The sequence below is a fragment of the Corynebacterium sp. ED61 genome, assembly GCF_015233855.1.
GTDB classification, from domain to species: Bacteria; Actinomycetota; Actinomycetes; order Mycobacteriales; family Mycobacteriaceae; genus Corynebacterium; species Corynebacterium dentalis.
The window spans coordinates 26,572-53,524 of the sequence record NZ_JADGIT010000002.1 but is presented as its reverse complement, the minus strand read 5'-3'; the positions used below and the strand labels follow the sequence as shown (position 1 = coordinate 53,524).

Genomic DNA, 26,953 nt, shown 5'->3' with positions numbered 1-26,953 from the left:
TTCAGCTAACTCCAATGAATATGTGTGCCATCCCACCGTAGCTAAAAGAGACTGCCGTCACAGCCACATGGTAAAACCGACACATGGAATTCGACTGTCGGCTGCACATCTTGTTGCCGCCTCAAGGCGGCGTGCACTTATGGGTCGAACGAGTGGCCGGACACGTGGTCATCGCTGATGCGGGAGATCTCACTGAAACCGACTTGCCTCGCGAGGTGCTTCGATTGGTGCAGGTCAGGCCTTTTCGTCATCGGGGATCGGTGAGTCTGGCCACGCCGAAGGGCAAGCTGAAGAAGATTTCTGTGCCCACCGTTGCGTATACGCCAGAGCAATCTTTGGCGGTTTTGCATCAGTTAAATGAGTGGGCCGTAGAATCGGTGGAAAATAATTCTGAGAATTTCTCCGATGCGGGCGTGGTGTGGGGCGCAGACGTTCAATTTCTTCTTACTTTGTATCGTTTGGCGTTCGATATTGTCCGCGCCGGCCGTGTGATGCTGCGGATGGATCGGGTGGATCAGGAATGGATGCCGCGATGGATGCCGTCCACCGCAGGCTCCCACCACGGAGTGATCCAGCAGCTCCGGGAACGTGTGCCGCAGGTGCTGGAGCTCAACGGCAGTAGCGATGTGGTGGGGGATGCCGTTGATGAGCTGGTGCATTGGATGACCGTGCGCATCCTCCGTGACCACTTGGGGGCCAGCGACGAGATCGATACTCCGTTCATGCGTGCAATCCTTGCGGGAAAGCCCGCGCGCCGGGTGACAGCAGACACGGTGTCCATGCTGAATCGGTGGCGAGTCTCCGCCGCCGACGCCGCCAGCAACGTGGTCCTTATTCTTTCTTCTCCTTCCGACGCCACACTCGCCTCCTCCGGCCACTCCGAGACCCTCGCCCAGTTGGATGCTGACGAGGTGGACCTAGACGACGTGCGTTGGCGCTTGGACATTGGCCTGAGCATGAATGACGGGCCAGTCGAAGTACTAGTCCCCGCGGAAGTGACAGAAGCACAGTCCACGCGCCTCTACCGCGCGCTGAGCCACATGCGTGCCTCGTGGACGCCGCTGGCGGAGATGATTGCGCCGGTGGAGCAGTGGTTTGCCACCGGCGTGTGGCAGCCGCAGCTCTATGCCACCCGAACGATATCCCTGGCGCTGACGATTCGCCAGGTGGAGCAGCTTCTAGCCGAGGGCGTGCGGACCCTGCGCGGAGCAGGAGTACAAGTGATGGTCCCCCGTGGTTGGACCAGGGCGGTGCCCCGGGTGAACGTAGCGGTCAATCCCGTGGGAACCGGACCGGGCTCGGGCAAGCTGGGGATGGACCAGCTGGTGGACTTCGAATGGGACGTGTCCGTAGAGGGCGCCAGCCTGAGTGAAGAAGAACGACAAGGGCTATTGAATTCCGCAAGCAATATCGTGGCGGTTAACGGGCAATTCGTATTTCTAGACACCAGCTCTCTGACTCGTGCTCGCGGGTGGATCGAAGCAGTGCGGAAAAAGCAGGAAGGGGATAAGGACTCGGAGGAGTCCACCGACGGCGAATCCCAGGTGACACTGCGGGACGTGATGGAGGCGGACGCCTTGGCGTCGGACTTCCAAGAAAAAAACGGCGACCACCACTTCCGAGTGGAGGCTGGCGGATGGATGCAACGGCTGATGTCCGACCAACCCGTAGAGCCACCGCAGTCGGTGACGGTGCCGGACACAGTGGTCACGACGTTGCGCGATCATCAGCAGCGCGGCGTGAATTGGCTGGCGTGGATGAGCCAGCACCAGCTCGGCGCGATTCTGGCCGACGACATGGGTCTGGGTAAAACGCTGCAGATCTTGACACTGCTGGCATGCGAAAAGGCCGCGGGAAAAGCCGTCGACCCCATGTTGGTGATCGCACCGACTAGCGTCTTGGAATCCTGGCGCAGGGAAGTGCAACGGCATACGCCGTCACTGACCGTGCTGGTGGACCACGGTTCCGTTAAGGTCGCCGATGCGGAATTCGAAGAGAATGCGCGGAGCCACGATGTGGTGGTGACCTCGTATGGAACGGTCTCGCGGAATCCGGAGCGCTACCAACAGCTGGAATGGCACCGGGTGGTTGCCGATGAGGCACAGAACATTAAGAATCCGGGAACCAAGCAGTCCAGGGCAGTGCGGAGTTTGCACGCTCGAAATCGGATCGCGCTGACAGGAACGCCTGTAGAAAACCGGCTCTCGGACTTGTACGCGATCATGGACTTCGCCAACCCGGGCATTCTGGGCAGCCCCGCGGCATTCCAAAACCGGTTGGCTATCCCCGTGGAGCGCTACCAAGACGAGGCCGCGCGGGATCGTTTACAGCGCGTGGTGCAGCCGTTTGTATTGCGTCGACTAAAAACCGACGAGGGAGTGGGCCTCAACCTGCCCACCAAGCGCGACCACGTGGAATTGATCCCACTGACCAACGAGCAGGCCGCGCTGTACAAGGCGTACACGGACAACATGGAACAGAAACTGCGGGACCGGGAGGAATCTCGACGCGGGCTAATCCTTGGGGCTTTGGTCAAAATCAAGCAGATTTGCAACCACCCCGCGCACTTCGCCGGGGATGGTTCCGCGCTGTTGCGGTTGGGCAGGCATCGCTCGAACAAGGTCAAGCGGATGTTTGAAATCATCGACGAGGCGCGAGCCTCCGGGCGCAAGGTGCTGGTATTTACGCAGTTCCCGTCCTTTGGGCGGATGCTGATTCCGGAAATGAACCAGCGTTACGAGGTGGACGTGCCCATGCTGCACGGCGGGCTGACACGTACTGCGCGCGTGAAGATGGTGGAGGATTTCCAATCTCCGGAAGGGCCGCCGATCATGGTGCTGTCTGTCCGTGCGGGTGGTACCGGCATCACGCTGACGGAGGCCTCGGTGGTCATCCACATCGACCGCTGGTGGAATCCGGCGGTGGAAGACCAGGCTACGGACCGGGCGTATCGCATCGGGCAGGATAAGGACGTCACCGTTTATAAGTTGGTGTCCAAGGGCACATTGGATGAGCGCATTCATGACATCATCGTGGGTAAACGAGAGCTCGCCGGCGCCGTGATTGGGGCGGGTGAGGGCTGGATCGCCAACCTGGACGATGCCGATCTGCGTGAATTGTGGAGATTGAAGTCCGCATCCGAAGAGGCGAGCGAGGGGCAACCATGAGTGAGAAGAAAAAGGGACGTAAGTACGCCACCTGGGGTGACAACGTTGTCCTCGCAGATTTTGGTGCCCGACGCAGGCGCGAAATGGCCGCAGGAAAAGCCGAACCAAAGTTTCCCCATCGGGACACGGAAAGTTGGGCGGCGAACCTGCTCATGGAAGCAGTGGCGGAGAACGCGGACTCGGGAAGGCTGGCGCGTGGGCGCGAGTACTACCGCGCGGACAAAGTGCTGGGTGTCGAGCTACTGGCCAACATGATTAGCGGGCTGGTGGCGGGCACGCAATTAGAGCCTTTCGATGTCACTGTGCGTCTGCGGCCGTTGGGAGATAGGCAACGGGAGTTTGTGAAGCAAGAACTGCTGATGGATGCCTCGCACATGCGCAGCTTGGCCCGAGGTAGCGCGCCGGGCGATGACGTGGCGTCCATCCTGTTGCGCCGGGATCACATTGGGCAGCTTTCCTGTACCTGTCCGGACAAATCTGCGGTGTGTAAGCACGTGGTCTGTGTGATGTACGCGGTGTCTGCGCGGTTGACTCGCTACCCGTTGCACATTCTGCGTCTGCGGGGGATTGACCCGGCGCCGTTGCTGCAGCAACTGGGGCAGGCAGATCATGCGGCGGGAGTGGTGCCGCTGGCACGCGGTGCGGAGACGGAGAAGCAGCAAGATTCACTGAAGACAGATGCTGCGGATGAAACCCCGGAGATCGTGGACACGAAGGCGTTTTGGGGCGAGGGTGCTGACGATGTGACCTGGGAGCCGTTCGCAGAGGAGTGGGGGATGGAAAAGGGCGACGAGCAGGCGTTAATGGGTGCACTGCGGACTGTGTCCTTCACTGGCGTGGATCAGCTGTATATCCGCCATGAGCTGGAGCGATGCTATGAGACGCTGACTGATTCACAGCTGGTGTTCGATAATCCCCCGTGGAGCGAGGATCCGCTGTCTGGGCTGGATGCTAGAAATGGTCAGCATGACTGAGAACCAAGGCGCTACCGCCACGTTCCGCTTCCTCCACACCTCCGACTGGCAGCTGGGTATGCCCACGAAATACCTAGATCATGAAGCCCGCGCTCGTTTTGCCGAGGCGCGCCTCGCTGCGGTGGAAAAGCTGTTCGCGCTAGCAGTTGAGCGTGAGTGTGAGGCGATTGTGGTGGCAGGGGATGTCTTTGATGACAACCTCCTGCGCCCCGAGGTGTACCGCCGCGCCATGGACGTGCTGCGCCGCAGTCCGGTTCCTGTGTTCTTGTTGCCGGGCAATCATGATCCATTCGACGCCGCCAGCATCTATCGCAAGCCCGAGTTTGCAGAGCTCGCAGAAGGCAGCGGCAACGGTGCTGCCGTGGTGGTGCTGGATGACAGCGCTCCGCGCGTAGTTCGAGACAGTGAGCAGGGTCGCGTAGAGATTGTGGGGGCTCCGTTGTTGACGAAGAAGCCCAACGAGGATTTGGTGGCGAAGGCTATTGCCGAGTGTGCACAACGGGATGATGAAGCTGACATCCGCGTACTGGTGGGACACGGAAATGTGAGTTCCTTCGGCGACGTACTTGACCTGAGCCAGGTTGACGTGGCCGCCGCGGAGCGCGCATGCGCAGACGGAGTCATTGATTACGTGGCCCTCGGGGATACACACTCGGCGATGAAGCTGGGCACCGAAGGGACCGTGTGGTACTCGGGAGCGCCCGAAGTCACGGCGTTTCTGGAGCCACACGGGGGAGGCGAGAACAATTCCGGAAAGGCACTGGTGGTGGATATCACCGCCGGTGATGGCTCCGACGCAGCCGAAGTACAGGTAGAAGAAGTGCATGTGGGCCAGTGGGCGTTTATCGCACTGGAGGCGGAGATCAATTCGCGGGAAGATGCGGAGGCTTTCGTCGAGAAATTGAACGATCTGCCGCACAAGCGCACCACAGTGGCGAAGTACGCGCTGCGGGGGACGGTGGACTTGGACACTGCCGCGTGGATGGACGAGCAATTAGCAGATATTTCACTCGGATTTGCGCGGCTTTACGCGCGGGAACGGCTGATGGACTTGCACGTGGTACCGGAGATGGATGAATTGGCCGAGGCCAATTTTGGTGAAGGATTCGTAGATGCGGCAGCGAGGGAACTGCTGGAACGCGCGCGCAATGAGGAGCAGGCGGCATCGGATGCACTGCGCTTGCTGTACCGGCTGAGCTCATCTGTGCGAAAGGAAGGTGCATGAGGCCATGCTGATCTTGCACAGTTTGACCCTGAAGAATGTGGCAGGAGTGGATGCAGCCCGGATTGAGCTAGCCGAGCGCGGGGTCTCAGTGATCTATGGTCCCAATGAGGCGGGAAAGACCACGCTTCTCAAGGCCTTCGAAACCCTGCTGAGAGACATCAAGGTGGGCAGTAGCGCCAAAGCCGTGCAGTGGATGTATCCCCGGCAAGCAGATGTCTCCCCGGAGATCAGCGCCGAGATGACGGTGGGCGACTATGAGCTGCGGGTAACCAAGATGTATAAGCAGCGTGCGGGGCACGCCACTCTGCAAGTCAGCGCACCGCAGGTGGAAAATCTGACGGGACGCCAAGCAGAGGAACGTTTACAGGAGATCTTGTCCGAAGGGATGGACCGGACGCTGCGCGATGCCCTGACGATCCGGCAGGGCGAAAGCCTGGAGACGTTTGTAGCTGCGGACGTGGACTCCCTTGCACAGGCCTTGGAAGACGATGACGCCGTGGACAGCGCGCCACAGTCTGCCGATGCTTCTTCGGAACTGCTGAACCGGGTGTACAAGGAATACAAACGATATTTCACCGACGGTGGTGCAGAGTCGAATAAGGGCGAGCTGCGGACAGCGCGCCGGGCAGTGGAAGAGGCCCAAGAGGTAGCCGACGTAGCCCAACAAAACTATGCAGCGGCGCAAGGTCACATTGAAGCAATTGATCAACTGACCCAGAGCATCGAAGAGCAAAAGGCTAACATTCCGGCTGCGCACCAGGAGCTGGAAAAGCGGAAGCTGGAACTTGCAGAAGCCGAGGCAGTGGAACAGAAGCGACAGAAGTTGGAAGCTATTGCGCGAGCAGCGGAGAGCCAGCGGGAAGTTGCAGAATCCAGGGTGGTAGCTCGGCGGGAATTGATTGCCGACGTGGGTGCACTCGGCGAGAAGATCAGCGAGTTGGAATCTGGGCTCGTCGCTTCGCGAGAAAGGTTTGATTTTGAACAACAATCAGCTCGCGAGCAGGCGCAACGGCGCGAGGCTAAGATGCGTGAGCTGGATGAGTCCGAGCTCCTGCTAGCAGTGGTATCTGGTGTGGAGGAAGTGCAGGAGCGCGCGCACCAGGCGATTGCAGCGCATCGCCTATCTGTGGAGATTGCCGAACTGATGGAGCAGCGCGCGAAGGTTAAGGAGGCAGTAGACGGAAACCCTGCAACACCCAAGAAGCTGGCGTCTTTCCGGGAAACGGTGGCTCAGCTGCGTACAGCGGAGCGTTTCCGAGATTCTGTGGCCACCAGCGTGCACATTGATGGCCCGTCCGGAGCGACGATCGGCGATGAAGCAGGTGAAGACTTAGAGCTAGCGGAAGATGGAGTGCAGATTCACGTCACTTCTCGGAGAAAGCTCTCGCTGGGCGAATACACCGTGACCGTCACGCCTTCGCAGGACTTGTCTCAGAGCGAGACCGACGTGCAGCGCGCAACAAAGGACGTGGACAAGCTGTGCGCGGAATTGGGGTTGGAATCTCCAGAACTCGGACCGGCGGAAAGCAAAGCTGCGCTCCGAGAAAAGGCAGCCGAAGAGTTACAGCAACTGCAAAACAAGCTGGCTTCGAAGGTCGGTGACCGAGGAGAAGAGAACGTCGGAACTAGGGCTGAGGATGCAGCGGAGTCGATGGCGCGTTCGCTCGATTCACTGCAGGAGTTGGTCACTGAGTATGACGAGCTGGAGGTAGAGAAACCGCACGATCTTCTGAAGCATGCAAGGAAGCTGTACGCCGTAAAGGACACGAACACTGATCCAGTCGAGCGGAGTGCAGCTATCACGCAGCTGTCCGAGGAGTCAGGCTTTGACGTGAACGCGGCTCGCGAGGAGGTTCAGCGATGGAACGTCCAGGTCAAAGACTTTGTGCGGAGCCTTCCAGAACGTGACGGTGGAATGTCCGAAGTGCAAAAGAAGTACTTCTCTTTGGAAGCGGGGTTGGAACAGGTTCAAGCCTCGCACCATTCCAAGGCGGAGACTCTCTCCATTGCACGAGAAGACTCTTCCGACGAGGATCTAGAGCAGGAGCACAAGGCCGCGGCAGAAGCTTTTGGCCAAGCCAAACAGGCACTTGAGCAGGCAGAACAAAGCGGTGGCGCGGACTCTGTGCAATTGGTGCGGGAGAAGTTTGACGGCGCGGAAGCTCGAGTGCAGCAAATCGACAATCGGATTCAGCAGCTGAAGCTGGATCGCGCGCAGCGGGAGGGCCAACTCGAACGCGGTTATGGTGCTGCCTCGGAGAAGGAAGAAGCAGACAGGGAACTGAAAACTCAGGAACTGGCGCTGCAGAAAGTTCAAGCTCAGGGGGCGGCGGCGAAGTTACTCCACGAGACCATCGAGGGCGCGCGGGCAGCTCTTCGCGCGCAGTACGAAAAGCCCTTCAAGCAGGCCTTCGAGAGCTTGGCTGGAGCGGTGTTCGGCAATGGCACAAGCTTCACTTTTGGCACGGATCTGAGCATTGAGAAGCGCGTGCGAGGCGGCGTGGACATCGAGGCGGACGCGTTGTCCGGCGGTGCCCAAGAGCAGATGATGATGCTGGCGCGCCTCGCTGTGGCGACCCTGGTTGGTGGGGGAGACAGCGTGCCGATATTCATCGACGACGCGCTCGGCTTCTCGGATCCACACCGTATGAAGAGCATGAACGCGGTGCTGGGACGCCTAGGCAGAGATCATCAGATCATTGTGTTGACCTGCGATGTTGATCGCTTCGATAGTATCGCCGGGGCTGCCCAGCACTCTATCGAGAGCGTGAAGTCCGTCTAGGAGACGCACGCATAAAAATGTGCCCTCGAGAGGATTCGAACCTCCGACCCCTGGTACCGGAAACCAGTGCTCTATCCCCTGAGCTACGAGGGCGCGCACCCACATCCAAGTGAGTACGAGGGCAAAGTCTAGCACTCGGGCGCGGGCCGCCAATAAATCGCCATCCGCTATCCCAAACCGCCGTGCATATACCTGCCTTGGCGCTTGCTAGGCTAGCCCGTGTGACTCCTGCAGAACTTTCCTCACTGATTACCGATGTTGCCCGTAACGTGCTCGAAGCCCAAGGGCTGGATAGTGACGTCGTCGAAAAAACGGCCACCGTAGAGCGTCCCCGCAACTCTGAGCACGGCGATTACGCCACCAACATCGCCATGCAGGTAGCCAAGCGCGCCGGAACGAATCCGCGGCAGCTGGGAACCTGGCTGGCAGAGGCCCTCGCCGAAGAAGAGGCCATCGACGAGGCCAGCGTGGCTGGACCCGGCTTCATCAATATCCGTTTGGCCGCTGCGGCGCAGGGCAAGATCGTCGCAGAGATCCTCGCCGCCGGTGCGGACTTCGGTAAGGGTGAGGAGCTCGCAGGACAGAAGATCAACCTGGAGTTCGTCTCCGCCAACCCCACCGGCCCCATCCACTTGGGCGGCACCCGCTGGGCTGCCGTGGGTGATTCCCTCGGCCGCGTGCTGGGACACCGGGGCGCAGACGTGACCCGCGAGTACTACTTCAATGATCACGGCACCCAGATCGACCGTTTCGCCAACTCTCTAATCGCCGCAGCCAAGGGCGAGCCCACCCCAGAAGACGGCTACGGCGGCGCCTACATCCACGATATCGCCCAGCAGGTCACCACCGCGAACCCGCAGTGGAGTGAACTGCCGGAAGAGAAGCTTCGGGAATTGTTCCGCTCCGAGGGCGTGGAGTTGATGTTCGCGCACATCAAGCGCACGCTCGCTGAGTTCGGCACGGAGTTTGACGTGTACTTCCACGAAAACTCGCTGTTCGAGTCCGGGGCAGTGGACAAGGCGATCAACACTCTCAAGTCCAACGGCAACCTCTACGAGGCCGACGGCGCGTGGTGGTTGAAGTCTTCCGAGTATGGAGACGACAAGGACCGGGTGGTTATTAAGTCCGACGGCAATGCCGCCTATATTGCGGGTGATATCGCTTACATCGTGGACAAGATCGAGCGCGGGCATAACCTCTGCATCTACATGCTCGGAGCCGACCACCACGGATACATCGCCCGCCTACGCGCAGCTGCCGCTGCCTTGGGATATGACCCGAACCAGGTCGAGGTTCTCATCGGACAGATGGTCAACCTCGTGCAGCACGGCAAGGCCGTGCGCATGTCCAAGCGCGCAGGAAACGTCATCACTCTCGATGACCTGGTGGAAGCCATCGGTGTGGACGCGGCTCGCTACGCGCTGATCCGCTCTTCTGTGGATTCTTCGCTAGATATCGACATGGCTCTCTGGTCTTCCAAGACTTCTGACAACCCGGTGTTCTACGTCCAGTACGGTCACGCCCGCCTCGCGTCTATCGGCCGCAAGGCCGCAGAGCTGGGCGTGACCTATTCCGATCCAGATCTGTCACTGCTCACCGATGGGCGCGAAGGTGATCTGATCCGCACCCTGGGTGAGTTCCCGAAGGTGGTGGGAACCGCAGCTGAACTGCGCGAACCACACCGCATTGCTCGCTACACCGAGGAGCTGGCAGGCACGTTCCACCGTTTCTACGATGCGTGCCAGATCCTGCCGAAGGGCGAGGAACCCACCGGGGAGCAGGCCGATCCACTGTTCCGGGCTCGCCTTGCTCTGGCGGCTGCTACCAAGCAGACTCTGGCCAACGCGTTGCAGCTGGTGGGCGTCAGCGCACCGGAGAGGATGTAATTCCGCATGGATATTGAAACCAGCCTCCGCCCCGTCCCGTTGCGTCACCGCACGGAGACCACCGCGGAGTTCAACCAGATTCCGGCACACGTGTTCTCGGAGCACACCACCCGCGAGGATGACGGCGCCGTATCTATTGCTGGCGTGAAGCTGACGGACATTGCGCAGCAATACGGCACCGCCGCGTTTGTACTGGATGAAGCTGATTTTCGAAATCGCTGTCGTCGGCTCGCTACCGCGTTTGGCGGCGGAGAACGCGTCCACTATGCGTCCAAGGCGTTTCTCTCCAAGACCGTGTGCAAGTGGGTCGAGGATGAGGGCCTGTCCCTAGACGTCGCGAGCCACGGCGAGCTGCAGGTCGCTCTGGCGGCTGGGTTCCCTGCCAACCGCATCACCGTGCACGGCAACAACAAGTCCCGCGAGTTTCTTACCGCCGCCGTCGAGGCCGAGGTTGAGCTGATCGTCGTAGATTCCCTGCAGGAAATCGGCACGCTTTCTGAAGTGGCGACCAGCTGCGGTCGCACGCAAGATGTGCTGGTGCGCGTCACCCCGGGCGTGCACGTGGATACGCACGAGTTCATCGCGACCAGCCACGAGGACCAGAAGTTCGGTTTCTCTTTGGCCTCCGGCGCCGCGCGTCGTGCTGCTCTTTCGTGTGTCGACGCCACCTCTGTCACCTTGCGCGGATTGCATTGCCACGTGGGTTCCCAAGTCTTCGAGGCCGATGGCTTTGTTCTGGCAGCGGAGCGTTTGCTTAGCCTGTGGGCGGGGCTGCTTCAGGAATTGCAGGGGGAGCAGGCCAAGGCCTTGGACACTCTGGACTTGGGTGGCGGTTACGGCATCGCGTACATGCCGGATCACGAAGCGCTTGATGTGGAAGCTGTCGCTGCAGAACTGCTGGAAAAGGTCGCCGAGGCCGCGTACAAGATGGGCGTTCCTCGCCCCGTGGTGAACGTGGAGCCTGGCCGGGCAATTGCTGGCCCATCGATGGTCACGTTGTACACAGTGGGCACGGTCAAGGACGTAGAAACGTCGGATCGTGCAGTGCGGCGGTACGTCTCGGTAGACGGAGGTATGGCGGATAACATCCGACCAGCTCTCTACCAGGCGGAATACGACGTGCGCGTGGTTAACCGTGAGCTAGCTGGCGAATTGGTGCCCTCCCGAGTTGTGGGATCGCACTGTGAGTCCGGCGATGTTTTGGTCAATGACGTTCCGCTGCCGAATGACCTCGTGCCCGGCGATCTGCTGGCCATTCCAGCCACGGGTGCGTACTGCTATTCCATGGCGTCGCGCTACAACATGATGCTGCGTCCGCCCGTGATTGTGGTTTCCGAAGGGCAGTCGCGCGTGATGATTCGTCGCGAGACGATCGAAGATGCTCTGGCACTGGAGGAGTAGCGCGCCCCTCCCGCTTGACTGCATGAGATGGGGATCACGCTAGACTACGGAAAGCACCTGCTTAACAAACTCTCAAAGAAAACGGAGAAGAAACATGACTGAAGCGTCGACTTATTCTTTCCGCCCAGGCAAGGGCGCAGGCTCCACCGTTGGTGTGGCTCTGCTGGGTATGGGCACTGTCGGCGCGGAAGTCATGCGCTTGATCGAAGAGCGCGGCGATGAGTTTGCCGCCCGCATTGGCGGCCGTTTGGAAGTTCGCGGCGTGGCCGTTGGCGATATCAATAAGCCTCGTCCAGGCGTTTCTCCTGATCTGCTCACCGACGATGCCCTGAGCTTGGCGCAGCGCGATGACATTGATTTGGTCATCGAAGTTATCGGTGGCATTGATTACCCGCGCGAGGTCGTGCTTGCTGCTCTGCAAGCCGGTAAGTCCGTAGTGACCGCGAACAAGGCGTTGATTGCAGCACACGCAGACGAGCTCTCGGCTGCCGCCGATGAGTCCGGAGTAGACCTATTCTTCGAGGCTGCTGTGGCCGCGGCGATCCCACTAGTCGGTCCGCTGCGTCGTTCGCTGGCTGGCGACAAGGTGGACGCCGTGATGGGTATCGTCAACGGAACCACCAACTTCATCTTGGATGCCATGTACAACCGTGGCGCTTCCTATGACGAGATGCTCGCCGAGGCCACGGAGCTGGGCTACGCGGAAGCGGATCCCACCGCCGACGTGGACGGCTTCGACGCTGCCAGCAAGGCAGCAATCCTGGCCTCCATCGCCTTCCACACTCGTGTGTCCAGCGACGATGTCCACACCGAGGGTATCCGTGAGATCTCTATCGATGACATCAAGGCGGCCAAGGCAGCGAACTCCACGATCAAGCTGCTGGCCATCTGCGAGCGTCTCAAGGACGAGTCCGGACAGGAATCTGTGTCCGCTCGAGTGTACCCCGCTCTCGTTCCTCTTTCTCATCCACTGGCTTCCGTCTCCGAGTCCTACAATGCGGTATTCGTTGAAGCCGAATCTGCAGGCGGTCTCATGTTCTACGGAAATGGTGCCGGTGGAGGCCCAACTGCCTCTGCCGTGCTCGGCGATGTTGTTGCCGTGTCTCGAAACATTGTCTTGGGCGGACGCGGCCCCGGTGAATCCACGTACGCCGAGCTGCCGATTGCGGACTTCGGCGAAGTAGAAACTGCCTACCACGTGGACATGGAAGTCGAAGACCGCGTGGGCGTTTTGGCTGAGGTGGCAAACGCCTTCTCGGATAATGGTGTCTCTCTCAAGACGGTTCGCCAGGAGGGTCTGGCAGACGGCGCTCGCCTCGTGGTGATCACGCATGTGGCCAAGGAGCGCAACTTGGAAGAAACGGTCGCGCACCTGAAGGAACTGGATGCGGTGAAGTCCGTACGTTCCGTCATCCGCATGGAAGGCTAGGAAGGGCGCGTAAGAACCATGAGTGTGGAAATTCCAGTCGGAAAGTCCGTTCACGTCTCTGTTCCGGCATCGTCTGCCAACCTCGGCCCAGGGTTTGACACTCTCGGGCTGGCAGTTGGCCTCTATGACCACGTTGACGTGGAGGTCATCGAATCTGGCCTGGATATTGAGGTCACCGGTGAGGGCAGCGGGGAAGTTCCACTCGACGAGCGTCACCTTGTGGTCCGCGCGATCCGCGAAGGTCTCCGTGCAGCCGATGTCACCGTGCCTGGATTGCGTGTGCGGTGTAATAACTCCATCCCGCAGTCCCGCGGCCTGGGTTCTTCTGCAGCTGCGGCTGTGGCGGGAGTTGCCGCGGCTAATGGACTGGCAGGTTTTACCTTGACCGATGCGCAGCTTATCCAGCTGGCATCAACGTTCGAAGGCCACCCAGATAATGCGGCGGCCTCGATCCTGGGCAACGCCGTGGTTTCATGGACGAATATCCCCGTCGATGGTCATACTGCCCCTCAGTACGCAGCAGCTCGCATCGATGTGCACAAAGACATTTTGATCACGGCGTTTGTGCCAGATTTCCATGCCTCCACCGAAGCCGTGCGGCGCGTGCTTCCCACAGACATTAGCCACCGGGACGCTCGGTTCAACGTCTCCCGTACTGCTGTCATGACCGTGGCATTGCGCGATAATCCCGAGTTGCTCTGGGAAGGCACCAGGGATCGCATGCACCAGCCGTATCGTGCGGAAGTTCTTCCCGTGACCTCGGAATGGGTCAATCGTCTGCGTAACCAGGGCTATCCCGCCTTCCTTTCCGGAGCGGGCCCTACCATCATGGTTCTGTCCACGGAAAAGGTTGATAAGTCACATGTTGAAGAGGCGAGGGGACGAGGTATCAAAGTGATGGAATTCGAGGTCGCGCAGGCCGTCGAGGTCACTGTCAACTAGACGATGTGATCTGCGACCTTCCGCTGGCTGTTCGCCTATCGCTCAGCTTTACCTCAGTGTAAGCTGAGCCTAAGTTTTCAACTTCTATTTACGTGGCTGTTGCCTTCAGAAGGGCGCTCTCGTGTTCCAGCGGAAACTGCCTTCTGTGGCAGTCAGTGCGGTGATGGTGTTTTCCATCGTCGTGGCTCCGCATGCTACGGCGCAGGAACTTTCGGAGACCACCGCTGATACCACTGCGGAAACCAGCACCCCCGAAGAAGCTGAGCAGCCACCAGAGGTCACGCTCTATCAAACTCCGGAAGAGTCAGAAGACTCGACCGAAGAGACCCCTGTGGATACAACCGAGTCCGAACGTCCAATGGACGAGGAGTATTCGCCCCGGTACTCCAACTCCACGGTGATAGCCGGACAGTCCGCGACGTCCGAGGTGAGGTCCAGTTTTCCTGCAGGAGCCAGGTTCGAATTAGCTTCGCAGCCGCCTGGCGGATGGACCGTATCCATCGATTCGTTTTCAGGCGCCGTCACCGCTTCCACGGATTCCCGGCTCGCTGAAGGAACCTCGCTGAAGCAGCGCATTGACGTGACTTATCCGGATGGCAGCTCGGATACCGCTATCGCCGCCTTTGTGGTGGCCGCTCGTCAGCGGACCGATAGCCAGCGTTTTCAGGCGGCGTACTCTCGGGTGAGTGTTGACCCAGGTCAGGGCACTGAAATCGCCCCGAAGTGGCAAGGGCAATCGGCCCCCGAAGGTGCAACATTTGACCTGCTCAGCGATCCTCCCGCGCTGTGGTCCATCACAGTGGATCAGTCCACCGGTGCCGCACGCATTGGCGCCTCCGATCGCTTGCCCGCGGGCGATGCGGCGTCTGTTCCGGTTCGAGTGACGTTCGCCGATGGCTCGACATCCCGCCTCGAGCTGCATGCCACGGTTTCTACCGCCCCTCCCGCCAAGCCCGGTTCGGTTGCTTCTCGTCTGAATCCCACAGTGCGCGACGTGGTCATGTCACCGGACCATTTGGCGACCGCCCAGGTCAAGGGCGGGCCGTTTCCAACCGGAACGTTCTTCCGTATTATTTCGGATCGCAGAGGTCCGGTTTCTTCTGTTATCGACGCCAACACCGGCCGGCTCACGCTGATCCCCAACTCCTCCGCCAAGCCCGGCCTCCGGAAGCGCGTGATGGTGGAAGTGAGCTACCCCGACGGTTCTGCTGATGTTACTTCGGCACAGGTTTCGATCATTGATCCTTCTCATTCCATCGCGGGGCGGGTGGATCCGTCATACCCGAATGGCTACGTGCCTTTCGGGCAGAAGATCACTCTGCGCACGGAAGAGGACGTCCCGGCGGGAACTGAGTTCTCCGTCGAAGGCGATGCACCTTTGGGCTGGACCTGGACGGTCGATGAAAACTCTGGCGAGTTGGACGTGCGTGTGCACGACAATATCGTGGACGTCTCCACCGAAATTCCAGTGAAAGCCACCTATTCGGACGACAGTACGGATACGGTCTACGTGCACGTCGAGGTCACGGACCTCGCGGGACATATGCGTTTGCGCTATCCGTCCACCGCCATGGAATTCGGCGAGCAGGCACAAGCTCGAATCCAAGGCGCACCCGCGGAAACCACCTTTGACATCGTGGAGCAGCCGGGGGATGGGTGGACTGCGGAGATCGACGAGCACGGACAGCTCACCGTGGCGTCGCCTAAAAACGAGGACGCGGAAGACAACAAGGACATCACCGTACGGGTGATTTTCCCGGACCGCTCGGCAACCACCGTCGAGGCTGAGTTCGCAACGGGCACGCACGCTACGCAGTCAGCGATGGAACTAGAGCCCGCACAGCAACCGGTCGAGCAATCGATGGCGGAGGTCATCGATCGTCTGGGTCTGACTGATTACGTGGATCCAACCACGGGCAAGCTCATCCAAGAACTGCCGGATGACGTGGAAGATCGCATTCACGCGGGCTTCGGTGCTTCGGGCAATGGGCAAGCAGTCAAGCCGGAGGGTGACCGGGTGATCTTGGTGACGCTCGACGGAATGCTGGATCTAGTGGCCACCGGACTGCCGTTTATTCTGGAGCGGATTCGTTCTGGTCAGATTCGCGTCGCCGAATCCTAAGCACGTCGAACTCGCCTTCGGCATAAGCCTGTCGTAGTTCTTTCTTGTCGTATTTATCCACTGAAGTCTTAAAGATTGTCGGTACGAAGACCCAATAGTCAGGGATCATCCACCGCGGAACTTTTGCGCCGACCTCGGCGTGGAGGGACCGTGCAGTCTCCTCGGTGGGCTCGAAGCTCTTGTTGAGGCGAATCACGGCCAGGGGTCGTTGTCCCCACTTGTCGTCTGGGACTCCCACCACTGCGGCTTCCACTACGGCCTCGGATTCCATCAAATAGTTTTCCAGGGCAGGGGAGTAGATCCACTCGCCCCCGCTGCGGATGGAATCGCTGATCCGATCGTGGACGGTGAGGAATCCATCCTCGTTGATCGTGGCCACGTCGCCTGTGCGCAGCCACCCGTCCTCGGTGAAGCGCGCCGGTGCGTCTTCCACTGGTTTGCCGCGGAACTCGGACTGGACCGGGGAGTGGTAGTACTCCGCGGTCACCGCATTGCCGCGCACTTGCAGCTCGCCGGAGTTGCGGTCATTGATCTCCAGTACGTTGTCCTGTGGATCCACCAGTCGGTACTCCAAGGAGGCGGGGAACCTGCCCTGCGAGTAGCGGTAGCGGGCCCTGGCCTCACCGCTGACACCAGCAGGCGGATGGGCAACCGTGCCGAGGGAAGCCGTTTCCGTCATGCCCCACGTGTGAATCATGTCCACGCCGTAGAGCTCCTCCCATCCGTCGATCAGCGACGGGGGAACCTGCTGGCCACCCGAGTAGATTTCCTGCAAGCTCATCTTCTTGGGCGGATGCGTGGAGTAGTACTCCAGCAAGCTCGTCCACACCGCTGGCGAGCCGTGTGCCGCTCGGGGCATCGCGTCCGTGATCACGTGAGCGATGTGTGCCGGTGTTGCCGAGCGCCCGGTGAACACCAACGGCGCGCCACACATGAACGCAGCCAGCGGAACGCCCCAGCTCAAGATGTGATAGATCGGCACGCAGCAGAGAAACTTTTGTCCGTTGCGGATGCCGAACGCATCGGCGGTACGGAGATTTAGTGCATGCAGCCACAACGTGCGGTGGCTGTACACCACGCCCTTGGGTGCGCCTTCCGTGCCGGTGGAATAGCAGATTGCCGCGGGAGCAGTTTCTTCCTGCACCGGCCACGCGTATTCGGTGGAACGGCCGTCCAGCAACTCTTCGTAGGCGCGAACCTGCACGTTATGGCTTAATTCTCGTGCCAGCGCACGGGCCAGTTGTACCGAGCGTACGTCCGAGCCAGTCAGAATCACGGCGCGAACCGTGGGGCAGTGGGTCAGCATGGGGATCAGGCGCTCGCTATACGCCGGATCACAGATGATGACCTTGTCTTCGGCATGGTTGATGACGTGGATGATCTGGTCATTCATCAGATAGCGATTCAGCGGATGGAAGATCGCGCCCATCGAAGGCACCGCCAACATGGATTCCATATGCTCAGCGCAATTGGAGAGAAAGGTGCCCACTCGGTCCCCGATCTCGATGCGGTAGACGTCCCGCAGCGCATTAGCTAGTGCACCCGCGCGGGCGGCGATATGGCCAAACGTGGTGATTTCCGCGTCCTTGCCGAAATACGTGGCCACAGTGGTGTTTCTGTGGGCTGTGGCTCCGAACTCGAGGATGCGAGCTACGGAAAACGGTATCTCCTGCATGGTGGACTTCATGACTCACAAGACTACCGTTGTGATTTTGTTACCGGAGTGGTGTTAGGATGAACGCAACTTCGCAACCTTTCTTTTGGGCGAAGCGTGGCCGTGTGTCTATCTTTCTTTCTTTTTTCGACGCCACCTCTAACGCCACAGGCTCCCATTCCACTTGAGTATGGGGAGCACACAATCTGAAGATTTATCTACTCATCGTGTTGCCACGCGCTGCGACGATTTTCGTCCGCACGTTCATTGACGGCGGCAACGTGAAAGGACTTTCGTGAGCCTGTCCGATATTCTCACCCGGGCTGAAACAGGCGGCTTAGCTTCTCTCAAGTTGCCGGAGCTGCGCCAAGTTGCAGCCGCCCAGGGTCTCAAGGGCACCTCTGGACTGCGCAAGGGGGATCTCATCGCAGCTATTGAAACCGCTGGTGGTCGCAGCCGTTCCCAGCAGGAGCAGCCGCAGCCACCCAAGCAGCAGGAACCTGCGCGCCAGGAGCGTGAGGAGGCAGAAGTGGCGTCGGAAGATAACAAACGCAACATCAACGATCAGCAACGTCGCCACAACGGGGACGACCGGCAGGGAAACAACCGACGGAATCGTCGTAACCGGCGCAATCGCCGAAACCGCAACGACAATCGAGGCGGTAATCGGCACGATAACCGCAACGAGCAGGACGATCGCGGTCACGAGACCAACCACAACAATGAGCAGCAACAGCAGCAGCTGACGAACGTGGCCGGCATCCTGGACTTCGCTGATGCCAACACTGCGTTCATTCGCACCACGGGCTACCACGCGGGAGCCACGGACGTGTACGTGCCAATCAACATGGTGCGCAAGTTCGGTATGCGCCACGGAGATGCCATCGTGGGAACTATCCGCCCGCGCGGTAATGAGAACAACAATAATCACCACAACAACCGCGGCAACCGCGGTCGTAACCGGCAGAAGTACACGCCGCTGCACTCCGTGGAGTCCGTCAACGGACTGTCCCCGCAGGAGGCGAACCAGCGTCCGCAGTTCACCAAGCTCACCCCGCTGTACCCGAACCAGCGACTGCGTTTGGAGACGGAACCCAAGGTCCTCACCACTCGTGTGATCGATCTGGTGATGCCGATTGGTAAGGGTCAGCGCGCGCTGATCGTGTCTCCGCCCAAGGCCGGTAAGACCACGATCATGCAGGACATTGCGAACGCCATCGCGGTCAACAACCCCGAGTGCTACCTGATGGTGGTGCTGGTGGACGAGCGTCCCGAGGAAGTTACGGACATGCAGCGCAGCGTGAAGGGCGAGGTCATTGCCTCTACCTTCGACCGCCCGCCAGGGGAGCACACCGCCGTGGCTGAGCTGGCCGTGGAGCGCGCAAAGCGCCTGGTGGAGCAAGGCAAGGACGTGGTCTTGCTGCTGGATTCCATCACTCGCCTGGGACGTGCCTACAACAACTCCTCGCCAGCATCCGGTCGCATCCTGTCCGGTGGCGTGGATTCCAACGCACTGTACCCACCGAAGAAGTTCCTCGGTGCGGCGCGAAACATCGAAAATGGAGGCTCGCTGACCATCATCGCCACCGCCATGGTGGAGACTGGTTCCGCCGGTGACACAGTGATCTTCGAAGAGTTCAAGGGCACGGGCAACGCGGAGCTGAAGCTGGATCGCAAGATCTCCGAGCGTCGCGTATTCCCTGCCGTGGACGTCAACCCGTCCGGCACCCGCAAGGACGAGCTACTGCTCGGTCCGGACGAGGCGCGCATCCTGCACAAGCTGCGCCGTATCTTGTCCGCCCTGGATTCCCAGGCGGCCATCGATCTGCTGATCAAGCAGCTGCGTAAGAACAAGACCAATCGCGATTTCATGTTGCAGATTGCTAGCTCCGCACCGCTCGCCGGTGAGGACGAGGACGAGTAAGGAGCTGCTGAAGAGCAATGGCTGATTCACCATCAATGGTCGATGACATCCTGTCCGAGTACCAAGGACTGGAAATGCAGTTGAGTGATCCTGAACTGCACAATGATCCCGCCGCCGCGCGAAAGGTTGGCAAGCGCTTTTCCGAGTTGCAGCCGATCATCCAGACTCACCAGCGCCTGACTCAGGCCAAGGACGACCGCGAAGCTGCCCTGGAAATGGCCAGCGAAGACGCGGAATTTGCGGAAGAGGCCAAGCGCCTCGAGCCGGAGATCGAGCAGTTGGAAGAGCAGCTCGCTGACCTACTGGCACCTCGAGATCCTCATGATGGCGAGGACATCGTCATGGAAATCAAGTCCGGTGCAGGCGGCGAAGAAGCGGCACTGTTCGCAGGAGAGCTGGCGCGCATGTACCAGCGCTACGCCGAGCGCCACGGCTACGCCACCGAGATCCTCGGCCTCAACGAGACCGATCTGGGCGGCGTGAAGGACATGACCTTGTCCATCCGCTCCAAGCAGCCGTCCCGCGACGGCGCCTGGTCCGAGTTTAAGTTCGAAGGTGGCGTGCACCGCGTGCAGCGCGTGCCCGTGACCGAGTCACAGGGACGCATCCAGACTTCTGCCGCTGGCGTGCTGGTCTACCCAGAGCCGGATGAAGTAGAAGACGTGCAGATCGATGACAAGGATCTGCGCGTGGACGTTTACCGATCCTCCGGCAAGGGCGGACAGGGCGTGAACACCACGGACTCTGCCGTGCGCATCACCCACCTGCCCACGGGCGTGGTGGTCACGTGTCAGAAGGAGCGTTCCCAGATTCAGAATAAGGCCCGCGCCATGCAGGTGCTGGCCGCTCGTCTACAGCAGATGAAGGAAGAAGAAGTAGAGGCCGAGGCCGCCGAGGGTCGCGCCGCGCAGATCCGCACCATGGACCGTTCGGAGCGCATCCGCACCTACAACTTCCCGGAGTCTCGCGTATCCGATCATCGCATCGGCTACAAGGCGAACAACCTGGACGCCGTGCTGGGTGGAGACCTGGAGGCGCTGCTCGGGGCGCTAAAGGATTCCGAGCGCGCACGTCGTTTGGAAGCGGAAGACTAGACACCGCGTTTATGACTAGCGAAAACACCCGCCTCACGGTCTCCATGGCCGTGCGTGCGGGTGCTCAACTTTTGGGTGACGCGGGGATTAAAACCGCGGCAGTGGAGGCGAAAGCGCTGATGGGCTACGCCTTGGCGTCGGAACCAAAACTCGGTGACCCACGCGTCCCAGTGAGCTCGACCGACTTGTTCATGCGAGCCGACGAACCTGCTCCCGAGCAATACCAACAGTGGCTGCGCAGGCGCATCGACCGCGAACCGATGCAGCACATCGTGGGTTCGGCCAGCTTCGATGGGCTGGATTTCCTGTCCTCGCCGGCTGGATTCATTCCCCGCCCGGAGACAGAATTGCTGGTGGAGTGGGCGGACCACTGGTTGCGTGGCTTTGAACACCCCGTCACGGTGGTGGACGTGTGCAGCGGGCCGGGAACCATCGCGCTGGCACTGGCGCACCGTCTTTCTTCCTTGTCGACGCCACCAGTGACCATCATCGGAATCGAAAAAGATCCAGCGGCGATCCAACTGGCGCGGGATAACGAAGCTCAGCTGCGGCGCCGGGGTTTGCTCGCGGACTCTGTCGTGGTGAAATTTCTGCGCATGGATGTGCGGGAGCCAGTAATGCTGGGACGTCACGGTCTGGTTGCTACGGCTGATCTGGTGCTGAGCAACCCGCCGTACGTGCCGGAGACGGCGCTGGACGAGGGGCACATCAGCGTGGAAGTGCGGCAAGATCCCCACGATGCCGTGTTCGGCGGCGCGGACGGGATGAGCTTGATGCCGGACCTCGCGCGTTTCATCGACCTGCTGGCGCGGGTAGGCGCGGGCGTGGCCGTGGAGCACGATGATGCGACCGGCCCGCAGGTACAAAAGGTACTGCGCGAGGCAGGAATGGTGGAGGTAGCTCAAGACCACGACTTTGCGGACCGGGACCGCTTTGTCACCGCAACCATTAGGCGAGACCCAGGTCATATCCCCACTTACGACCCATGGGCACAGCGCAACGATAGAGTGAATACAGCAACAACAGATCGTGAAGGGGCTTAGAGGCACAACATGGCGCAACGCGTAGACGCAACGAATCCGCAGGATCGGGATGCGGCCATCGCCACAGCAGAAAGTGCGGTCAAGGGTGGCCGCTTGGTGGTGATCCCCACCGATACTGTTTACGGCATTGGCTGTGATGCCTTCGATAACCAGGCCGTGGAAGCACTGCTGCGCGCCAAGCACCGGGGCCCGGACATGCCGGTGCCCGTGCTGGTGGGTAGCTGGAACACCGTCCAAGGGCTGGTGCGGGACTACAGCTTCAACATGCGCCGCCTGGTGGAGGCTTTTTGGCCAGGTGGACTGTCCGTGGTGGTCCACCAAGCTCCGAGCCTGCCGTGGAACCTGGGCGATACCCGGGGAACGGTAATGCTGCGCATGCCGATGCACCCGGTGGCCCTCGAACTCTTGGACAAGACCGGCCCCATGGCCGTGAGCTCGGCCAATATTTCCGGTCAGCCCCCTGCGACCACCGTGGATATGGCCATGGAACAGCTCGGCGAGACAGTTGGCGTGTATGTGGATGGGGGAGAAGCCACCATTGGTGAGGCCTCGACCATCGTGGACTTGTCCAGCGGCAAGCCACGCATCCTTCGTGAGGGCGCGACCACCGCCGAGAAGATCGGGGAAGTGCTCGGCATGTCCGCAGCTCAATTGCGAGGACAGATCTAGTACCCGTGTCCACCCCTGACGTTACGTACCTCGCCCAGTCCGGCGCCGGCGCTGGTGTGCCTTTGCGCGAGCTGGCTCTGGTTCTGTTCGTGGGGTGTGCCATCACGTATTTGGCCACGGGAATTGTGCGCACGATCATGATGCGCTTTGGTCAGGTCAATGCGCCGCGTGAGCGCGACGTGCACCAGGTCCCCACGCCTCGGCTTGGTGGGGTGGCGATGTTTACGGGCATGATTATTGCGATCATCACCGCTAGTCAGCTGCCCGCATTGACTCGCGGTTTTCCGCCAATCACTCCGGATATGGCTGCGGTGGTGGCCGCGGCGTTCATCATTGTGGTGGTGGGTGTGATCGATGACCTCTATGACATTTCGTGGATGTTGAAGCTGGGCGGCCAGGTGGGTGGTGCCGTGGTGATGAGCCTGATGGGGCTCTCGTGGTATCTCGTGAGCGTGCCGGTAGGCGGTGGTAGCACGTTGATTCTGGATCAAGTCCAGTCCACTGTCTTGACTGCGCTGCTGACCGTGACCATTGTCAACGCGATGAACTTCGTCGATGGCCTCGACGGCTTGGCTGCCGGTCTGGGTGCGATCGCGGCAGGGACCATCCTGATTTATTCGCTGACGATCCTGCACGATCAAGGTGGCACGGTCTCTGCGTACCCGCCCGCTATCATTTCCGCGGTGTTGCTGGGCATGTGTGCGGGCTTTTTGCCGCACAATTTCTCGCCTGCGCGAATCTTCATGGGGGATTCGGGTTCTATGCTCATTGGCCTGCTGCTTTCGGCTGCGTGCGTGTCCGCGTCCGGCCGCATCAACATGTCTCTGTATGGCACTGCGGACATGTTCGCTTTGCTTTCTCCGATGATCGTGGTGCTGGCCGCGCTGTCCATCCCGTTGTTGGATTTGTTGTTGGCTGTTGTTCGACGCCTAGCTAACGGCAAATCTCCCTTCGCCCCCGACAAAAAGCACCTCCATCACCGGCTGCTTGGTTTGGGGCATACCCATAAGCGCGTGGTTCTGGTTCTCTACAGCTGGGTGGCTGTGGTTGCCTTCGGTGCTGTCGGTTCCACTGTTCTTCCGCCGCAGTTGACGCTGCTTTTGCTGGGCCTGGCGCTGGTGATCGTCACGGCGGTGACGGTGGTGCCAATGTGGAAAGACCACTCGTGGAAGAACTTTTGAGTTTCGCGCTTTGTTGGTGCTGACCGATACACTGGTTGGCCGTGACTAGTGATCAAAACGAACTCCCAGAGCTAAACGACGTCTCCCACGCTGATGACCACAACTGGCCGCTGCGCCGAGCATTGCGCATTAGCGCGATTGCTCTGGTCATCATCGGTATCGGTTCCCTGGCTGTGTGGGGATGGGCCAAGGACACTGAGGGTATTTGGGGAGCCCTGTTGGGGCTGGCCATCGGTGGCGCATTCATGCTGATCACCGTGGTGGTCACGCTCATGACGTCGAATTCCAGCCCGGCTACCACCATGGCCGTGGTGCTGGGTAGCTGGCTGGCAAAGATCGCCGTGGTCTTGGTGATCCTGCTGTCCATTAAGAACCTGGATTTTTATGATCCAATGGCCCTTGCATGCACCGTTGTGATCAGCCTGATTGTGCTTCTAGCTGCCGAAACGTGGTCCGTGACCAAGGCACAGAGCGTCTATGTGTAGCGATCCGCAGTGCCTCTCCTTGTAGGAAGGTGGCACGAGCGTGAAAAAGTCGGGGGGACTGGCTGAAAGTCGCTTAGCGACAATAGATCAAGAACTGATAAAGTGCATGAGGGCCATCTAGGTGGATTAGAGCCACCAAGAGCGGCGCCTATTGGCATGACACAGGGACGTGCGACGGAGTCCCATTAATGCCGATAGATATCTCGACTTCAGACCTCCATCGCACCGCTTGACATAACCCATGTCCCGCGGCCCTATCACGGGAGAGAACGCTGAGCGTAACAACCTTGGCCATGAAGGGTGAGTTTCACAGCCCTTCATTGGAACACGAATTCTTCCCGGGGCAAGTGAATCCGGATAGCCTCTGGTTCGACGAGTTTCTCGGTGGAGCGTTCGCGCTTGACCGTCTGATGCTCATTCGTATCCTGATGATTCTTGTTGTCACTGCATTCTTCTTCTTTGCTATGCGCAAGCCGAAGTTGATCCCTAGTGGCGTACAGAACTTCGCAGAGCTCGCTCTGGATTTCGTCCGCATTCACATCGCGGAGGACATTTTGGGGAAGAAGGAAGGACGTCGCTTCCTTCCAATCATCGCGGCGATCTTCTTCACCGTTCTCGCAGTAAACCTGCCTACTATCATACCGTTTTTGAATATCTCGCCTAGTGCGCGAATCGGCCTGCCATTGGTGCTGGCCCTCGTCGCTTACGTGGCATTCATCTACGCCGGTGTGAAGCGTCACGGTTTCGGCAAGTTCGTGAAGTCCTCGTTGATTATTCCTGGGCTGCCCACCTTCCTTCACTTCTTGGTGGCACCCATCGAATTCTTCTCTACTTTCGTCCTTCGTCCGCTCACGTTGACCATCCGTTTGATGGCCAACATGCTGGCTGGACACCTCATCCTCGTCATGCTGTTTAGCGCCACGAACTTCTTCTTCTGGCAGCTCAACGGCTGGACATTGCTGGCTGGCGGCACAATCCTCTTTGCGATTGCATTCTCCTTCTTCGAGCTCATGGTCATTTTCCTGCAGGCATACATCTTTGCTCTGCTGGCGGCCGTGTACATCGAGTTGTCTTTGCACGCAGACGATCACTAAGCCACCGGGTAACTATCAACCACATAACGCTCGACCAGGAACCTAACTTGACTACATATTCATCCTGGTCGGTCACCAGAAAGGTAATGTAAAACTCATGAACGACCTCATTCTTCTGGCACAGGAGTCCTCCACCACCACCCTGACCGGTCTCGGCTCCATCGGCTACGGCCTGGCAGCTATCGGCCCAGGCATCGGTGTGGGTCTGGTCGCAGGTAAGACCGCTGAAGCTATGGCACGCCAGCCAGAGATGGCCGGCCAGCTGCGTACCACCATGTTCCTGGGTATCGCCTTCACCGAGGCGCTCGCCCTGATCGGTCTCGTCGCCGGCTTCCTGTTCGGCTAATCGTGTTGTGCGCGGTGGTGGGAAATTCCACGTTCCGTGCGAATGAATTCACGACCGCATTACAACTACGACACACGCATAAGAGCGAAAGCTGGAGACTATGACGAATACGTTTTTGCTGGCAGCCGAAGGTGGCTTGCCAATGGAGGAGCAGATTAATCCGCTCATTCCGCCGCTGTACGACGTCGTCTGGTCCCTCATCCCGTTCGCAGTCATCCTGATCGTCTTCTGGAAGTTCATTCTTCCGAAGTTCCAGGAAGTTCTGCACCAGCGCGAGGACCAGATCGAAGGCGGCATCCAGCGCGCCGAGGCCGCACAGGCTGAGGCCAAGGCTGCACTGGAAAAGTACAACGCCCAACTCGCAGAGGCTCGCACTGAAGCCGCTCAGATCCGCGACGATGCTCGTTCTCAGGGACAGAAGATCATCGCTGATATGAAGGCTCAGGCTACTGACGAGTCCAACCGGATCGTGGAATCCGGAAACAAGCAGCTGGAGGCACAGCGTGCCGCAGTTGTATCTGATCTCCGTAAGGACATGGGCGAAAACTCCATTTCCTTGGCTGAGCGCCTGCTGGGCGAGCAGCTTTCGGACGATGTGAAGCGTTCGGGCACCATCGATTCCTTCCTGGCCGATCTCGATCGAGTCGGCACCTCTAGGAAGTGATTGGTATGCACGCAGCGAGCCGAGAGGCATTGGAACGACTCAACGAGACCCTGGATCAGGGCCTTCGCGAGTCTGACAACACGGTTGAAATCGGAGCAACGACGGGAACTGAATTGTTTGACGTCGTGGACGTTCTCGATTCCGATCGCAGCCTGCGCGTCGCATTAGTCGATGCTGCAGCTGAGCCGGAGCAGCGCGTTGCTCTGATTAAGGGCCTGTTGGCCGGCAAGGTATCTGCCTCTACCGAGGAGATCGTGTCCGCTGCTGTGACCCAGACCTGGTCTGACACTCGTGACTTCCGCAATGGATTGATTGCTTTGGGCCGTCGTGCCCTGCTTCGTTCTGCGGAAGCTCAGGGTCAGCTCGATCGTGTCGAGGATGAGCTTTACCAACTCGCACGCATCGTGGAGCGCGAACCACAACTTGAACTGCTGCTGGCTGACAAGGCCGTATCTTCTGATGCGCGCCGAGATCTGCTAGCAAAGGTGCTGTACGGCAAGGTCACCTCTGTGACCGAGGCGTTGTCACTGCAGGCCGTGGGTCGCGTGCAGAAGCGTCCGGTGGAAGATTTGGATGCACTCTGCGACGAGGTTGCCGCACTGGGTGGTCGCGAGGTTGCTCGCGTTCGCAGTGCTGCACCGCTAGGTGATGAGCAGCAGTCCAGTCTGGCGGACAAGCTGGAAAAGATTTACGGCCGTAAGATTGCGGTGCATTCCGAGGTTGACTCCAGCCTCCTCGGTGGCGCCGTGATCCGCGTTGGTGACGAAGTGATCGACGGAAGCACCGCAGGTAAACTGCGCAGGCTTCGTCGCTCCCTCGTCTAAGACGGGCTGAACTGTTAGTAGCAATGCTGGAAGACAACACCGAGAGC

At 59.8% G+C, this 26,953-nt stretch carries 20 protein-coding genes and 1 tRNA gene; 19 read left to right on the top strand and 2 right to left on the bottom strand.

Annotated elements, in window-relative coordinates:
• Positions 1-131 precede the first annotated feature (131 nt).
• The 4 genes from IM764_RS02325 to IM764_RS02310 are packed head-to-tail and all read left to right on the top strand — an operon-like array spanning position 132 to position 8,148.
• Positions 132-3,167, top strand: coding sequence for a DEAD/DEAH box helicase (locus tag IM764_RS02325; protein WP_370551515.1), 3,036 nt, complete (start codon positions 132-134; stop codon positions 3,165-3,167).
• Positions 3,164-4,141, top strand: a complete 978-nt coding sequence (locus tag IM764_RS02320) for a hypothetical protein (RefSeq protein ID WP_194186757.1) — start codon at positions 3,164-3,166, stop codon at positions 4,139-4,141. Before IM764_RS02325 ends, IM764_RS02320 begins: the two co-directional genes overlap by 4 nt.
• Positions 4,134-5,366, top strand: a complete 1,233-nt coding sequence (locus tag IM764_RS02315; RefSeq protein ID WP_194186756.1) for a metallophosphoesterase — start codon at positions 4,134-4,136, stop codon at positions 5,364-5,366. Before IM764_RS02320 ends, IM764_RS02315 begins: the two co-directional genes overlap by 8 nt.
• A 4-nt stretch (positions 5,367-5,370) precedes the next feature.
• Entirely contained in the window at positions 5,371-8,148 is a 2,778-nt protein-coding gene (locus tag IM764_RS02310) for an AAA family ATPase (RefSeq protein WP_194186755.1), read from the top strand.
• 20 nt (positions 8,149-8,168) lie between these two features.
• On the opposite strand, the gene IM764_RS02305 is transcribed toward IM764_RS02310, so the two are convergent.
• Positions 8,169-8,241: transfer RNA gene (locus tag IM764_RS02305), tRNA-Arg, on the bottom strand.
• A gap of 128 nt (positions 8,242-8,369) precedes the next feature.
• Between IM764_RS02305 and argS the strand changes: the two genes are divergently transcribed.
• The 5 genes from argS to IM764_RS02280 all read left to right on the top strand — a co-directional run bounded on the left by argS (position 8,370) and on the right by IM764_RS02280 (position 15,928).
• Entirely contained in the window at positions 8,370-10,034 is a 1,665-nt protein-coding gene (gene argS / locus IM764_RS02300; protein WP_194186754.1) for an arginine--tRNA ligase, read from the top strand.
• A gap of 6 nt (positions 10,035-10,040) precedes the next feature.
• Positions 10,041-11,435: a diaminopimelate decarboxylase gene (gene lysA, locus IM764_RS02295; protein WP_099297313.1), complete on the top strand. Its 1,395-nt coding sequence runs from the start codon at positions 10,041-10,043 to the stop codon at positions 11,433-11,435.
• Between the two features lie 94 nt (positions 11,436-11,529).
• Entirely contained in the window at positions 11,530-12,864 is a 1,335-nt protein-coding gene (locus tag IM764_RS02290) for a homoserine dehydrogenase (protein ID WP_099297311.1), read from the top strand.
• 18 nt (positions 12,865-12,882) lie between these two features.
• The gene (gene thrB / locus IM764_RS02285) at positions 12,883-13,806 is read left to right on the top strand and encodes a homoserine kinase (RefSeq protein WP_099297309.1); all 924 of its coding nucleotides are present in this window, start codon (positions 12,883-12,885) and stop codon (positions 13,804-13,806) included.
• A 145-nt stretch (positions 13,807-13,951) separates the two neighbouring features.
• Positions 13,952-15,928 carry a YPDG domain-containing protein gene (locus tag IM764_RS02280; protein WP_143341731.1) on the top strand — a complete coding sequence of 659 codons (1,977 nt, stop codon included), beginning with the start codon at positions 13,952-13,954 and terminating at the stop codon, positions 15,926-15,928.
• Here the strand turns inward: IM764_RS02280 and IM764_RS02275 are convergent.
• Positions 15,879-17,615 (bottom strand): long-chain fatty-acid--CoA ligase, encoded by a 1,737-nt coding sequence (locus IM764_RS02275; protein WP_194186753.1) that lies wholly within the window; start codon positions 17,613-17,615, stop codon positions 15,879-15,881. The genes IM764_RS02280 and IM764_RS02275 overlap by 50 nt on opposite strands.
• A 262-nt stretch (positions 17,616-17,877) precedes the next feature.
• Between IM764_RS02275 and rho the strand changes: the two genes are divergently transcribed.
• The 10 genes from rho (at position 17,878) to IM764_RS02225 (ending at position 26,906) form a co-directional block, all read left to right on the top strand.
• Complete coding sequence (gene rho / locus IM764_RS02270) at positions 17,878-19,506, top strand: transcription termination factor Rho (protein WP_194186752.1); 1,629 nt, start codon at positions 17,878-17,880, stop codon at positions 19,504-19,506.
• Between the two features lie 17 nt (positions 19,507-19,523).
• Positions 19,524-20,600 carry a peptide chain release factor 1 gene (gene prfA / locus IM764_RS02265; protein WP_194186751.1) on the top strand — a complete coding sequence of 359 codons (1,077 nt, stop codon included), beginning with the start codon at positions 19,524-19,526 and terminating at the stop codon, positions 20,598-20,600.
• Positions 20,601-20,611: 11 nt separating this feature from the next.
• A complete protein-coding gene (locus IM764_RS02260; protein ID WP_194186750.1) occupies positions 20,612-21,643 on the top strand; it encodes a HemK/PrmC family methyltransferase in 1,032 nt (343 codons plus the stop codon).
• A 9-nt stretch (positions 21,644-21,652) separates the two neighbouring features.
• On the top strand, positions 21,653-22,312 hold the full coding sequence (locus IM764_RS02255; protein ID WP_099297297.1) for an L-threonylcarbamoyladenylate synthase: 660 nt from the start codon (positions 21,653-21,655) through the stop codon (positions 22,310-22,312).
• A 5-nt stretch (positions 22,313-22,317) separates the two neighbouring features.
• Entirely contained in the window at positions 22,318-23,493 is a 1,176-nt protein-coding gene (locus tag IM764_RS02250; RefSeq protein WP_099297295.1) for an MraY family glycosyltransferase, read from the top strand.
• A gap of 41 nt (positions 23,494-23,534) precedes the next feature.
• Positions 23,535-23,978, top strand: a complete 444-nt coding sequence (locus IM764_RS02245) for a hypothetical protein (protein WP_099297293.1) — start codon at positions 23,535-23,537, stop codon at positions 23,976-23,978.
• Positions 23,979-24,271: 293 nt separating this feature from the next.
• Positions 24,272-25,072: a F0F1 ATP synthase subunit A gene (gene atpB / locus IM764_RS02240; RefSeq protein ID WP_099297291.1), complete on the top strand. Its 801-nt coding sequence runs from the start codon at positions 24,272-24,274 to the stop codon at positions 25,070-25,072.
• Positions 25,073-25,169: 97 nt separating this feature from the next.
• Positions 25,170-25,418 carry an ATP synthase F0 subunit C gene (locus IM764_RS02235; RefSeq protein WP_099297289.1) on the top strand — a complete coding sequence of 83 codons (249 nt, stop codon included), beginning with the start codon at positions 25,170-25,172 and terminating at the stop codon, positions 25,416-25,418.
• Positions 25,419-25,518: 100 nt separating this feature from the next.
• Positions 25,519-26,082, top strand: coding sequence for a F0F1 ATP synthase subunit B (locus IM764_RS02230; protein ID WP_099297287.1), 564 nt, complete (start codon positions 25,519-25,521; stop codon positions 26,080-26,082).
• Positions 26,083-26,087: 5 nt separating this feature from the next.
• A complete protein-coding gene (locus tag IM764_RS02225; RefSeq protein WP_194186749.1) occupies positions 26,088-26,906 on the top strand; it encodes a F0F1 ATP synthase subunit delta in 819 nt (272 codons plus the stop codon).
• Positions 26,907-26,953: the final 47 nt, after the last annotated feature.

Bases quoted from the DNA above. Each gene is read 5' to 3' on its own strand.
- IM764_RS02320 (WP_194186757.1), top strand. From the start codon at position 3,164: ATGAGTGAGAAGAAAAAGGGACGTAAGTACGCCACCTGGGGTGACAAC.
- IM764_RS02315 (WP_194186756.1), top strand. From the start codon at position 4,134: ATGACTGAGAACCAAGGCGCTACCGCCACGTTCCGCTTCCTCCACACC.
- IM764_RS02310 (WP_194186755.1), top strand. From the start codon at position 5,371: ATGCTGATCTTGCACAGTTTGACCCTGAAGAATGTGGCAGGAGTGGAT.
- lysA (WP_099297313.1), top strand. From the start codon at position 10,041: ATGGATATTGAAACCAGCCTCCGCCCCGTCCCGTTGCGTCACCGCACG.
- IM764_RS02290 (WP_099297311.1), top strand. From the start codon at position 11,530: ATGACTGAAGCGTCGACTTATTCTTTCCGCCCAGGCAAGGGCGCAGGC.
- thrB (WP_099297309.1), top strand. From the start codon at position 12,883: ATGAGTGTGGAAATTCCAGTCGGAAAGTCCGTTCACGTCTCTGTTCCG.
- IM764_RS02275 (WP_194186753.1), bottom strand. From the start codon at position 17,615: ATGAAGTCCACCATGCAGGAGATACCGTTTTCCGTAGCTCGCATCCTC.
- prfA (WP_194186751.1), top strand. From the start codon at position 19,524: ATGGCTGATTCACCATCAATGGTCGATGACATCCTGTCCGAGTACCAA.
- IM764_RS02260 (WP_194186750.1), top strand. From the start codon at position 20,612: ATGACTAGCGAAAACACCCGCCTCACGGTCTCCATGGCCGTGCGTGCG.
- IM764_RS02255 (WP_099297297.1), top strand. From the start codon at position 21,653: ATGGCGCAACGCGTAGACGCAACGAATCCGCAGGATCGGGATGCGGCC.
- atpB (WP_099297291.1), top strand. From the start codon at position 24,272: ATGAAGGGTGAGTTTCACAGCCCTTCATTGGAACACGAATTCTTCCCG.
- IM764_RS02235 (WP_099297289.1), top strand. From the start codon at position 25,170: ATGAACGACCTCATTCTTCTGGCACAGGAGTCCTCCACCACCACCCTG.
- IM764_RS02230 (WP_099297287.1), top strand. From the start codon at position 25,519: ATGACGAATACGTTTTTGCTGGCAGCCGAAGGTGGCTTGCCAATGGAG.
- IM764_RS02225 (WP_194186749.1), top strand. From the start codon at position 26,088: ATGCACGCAGCGAGCCGAGAGGCATTGGAACGACTCAACGAGACCCTG.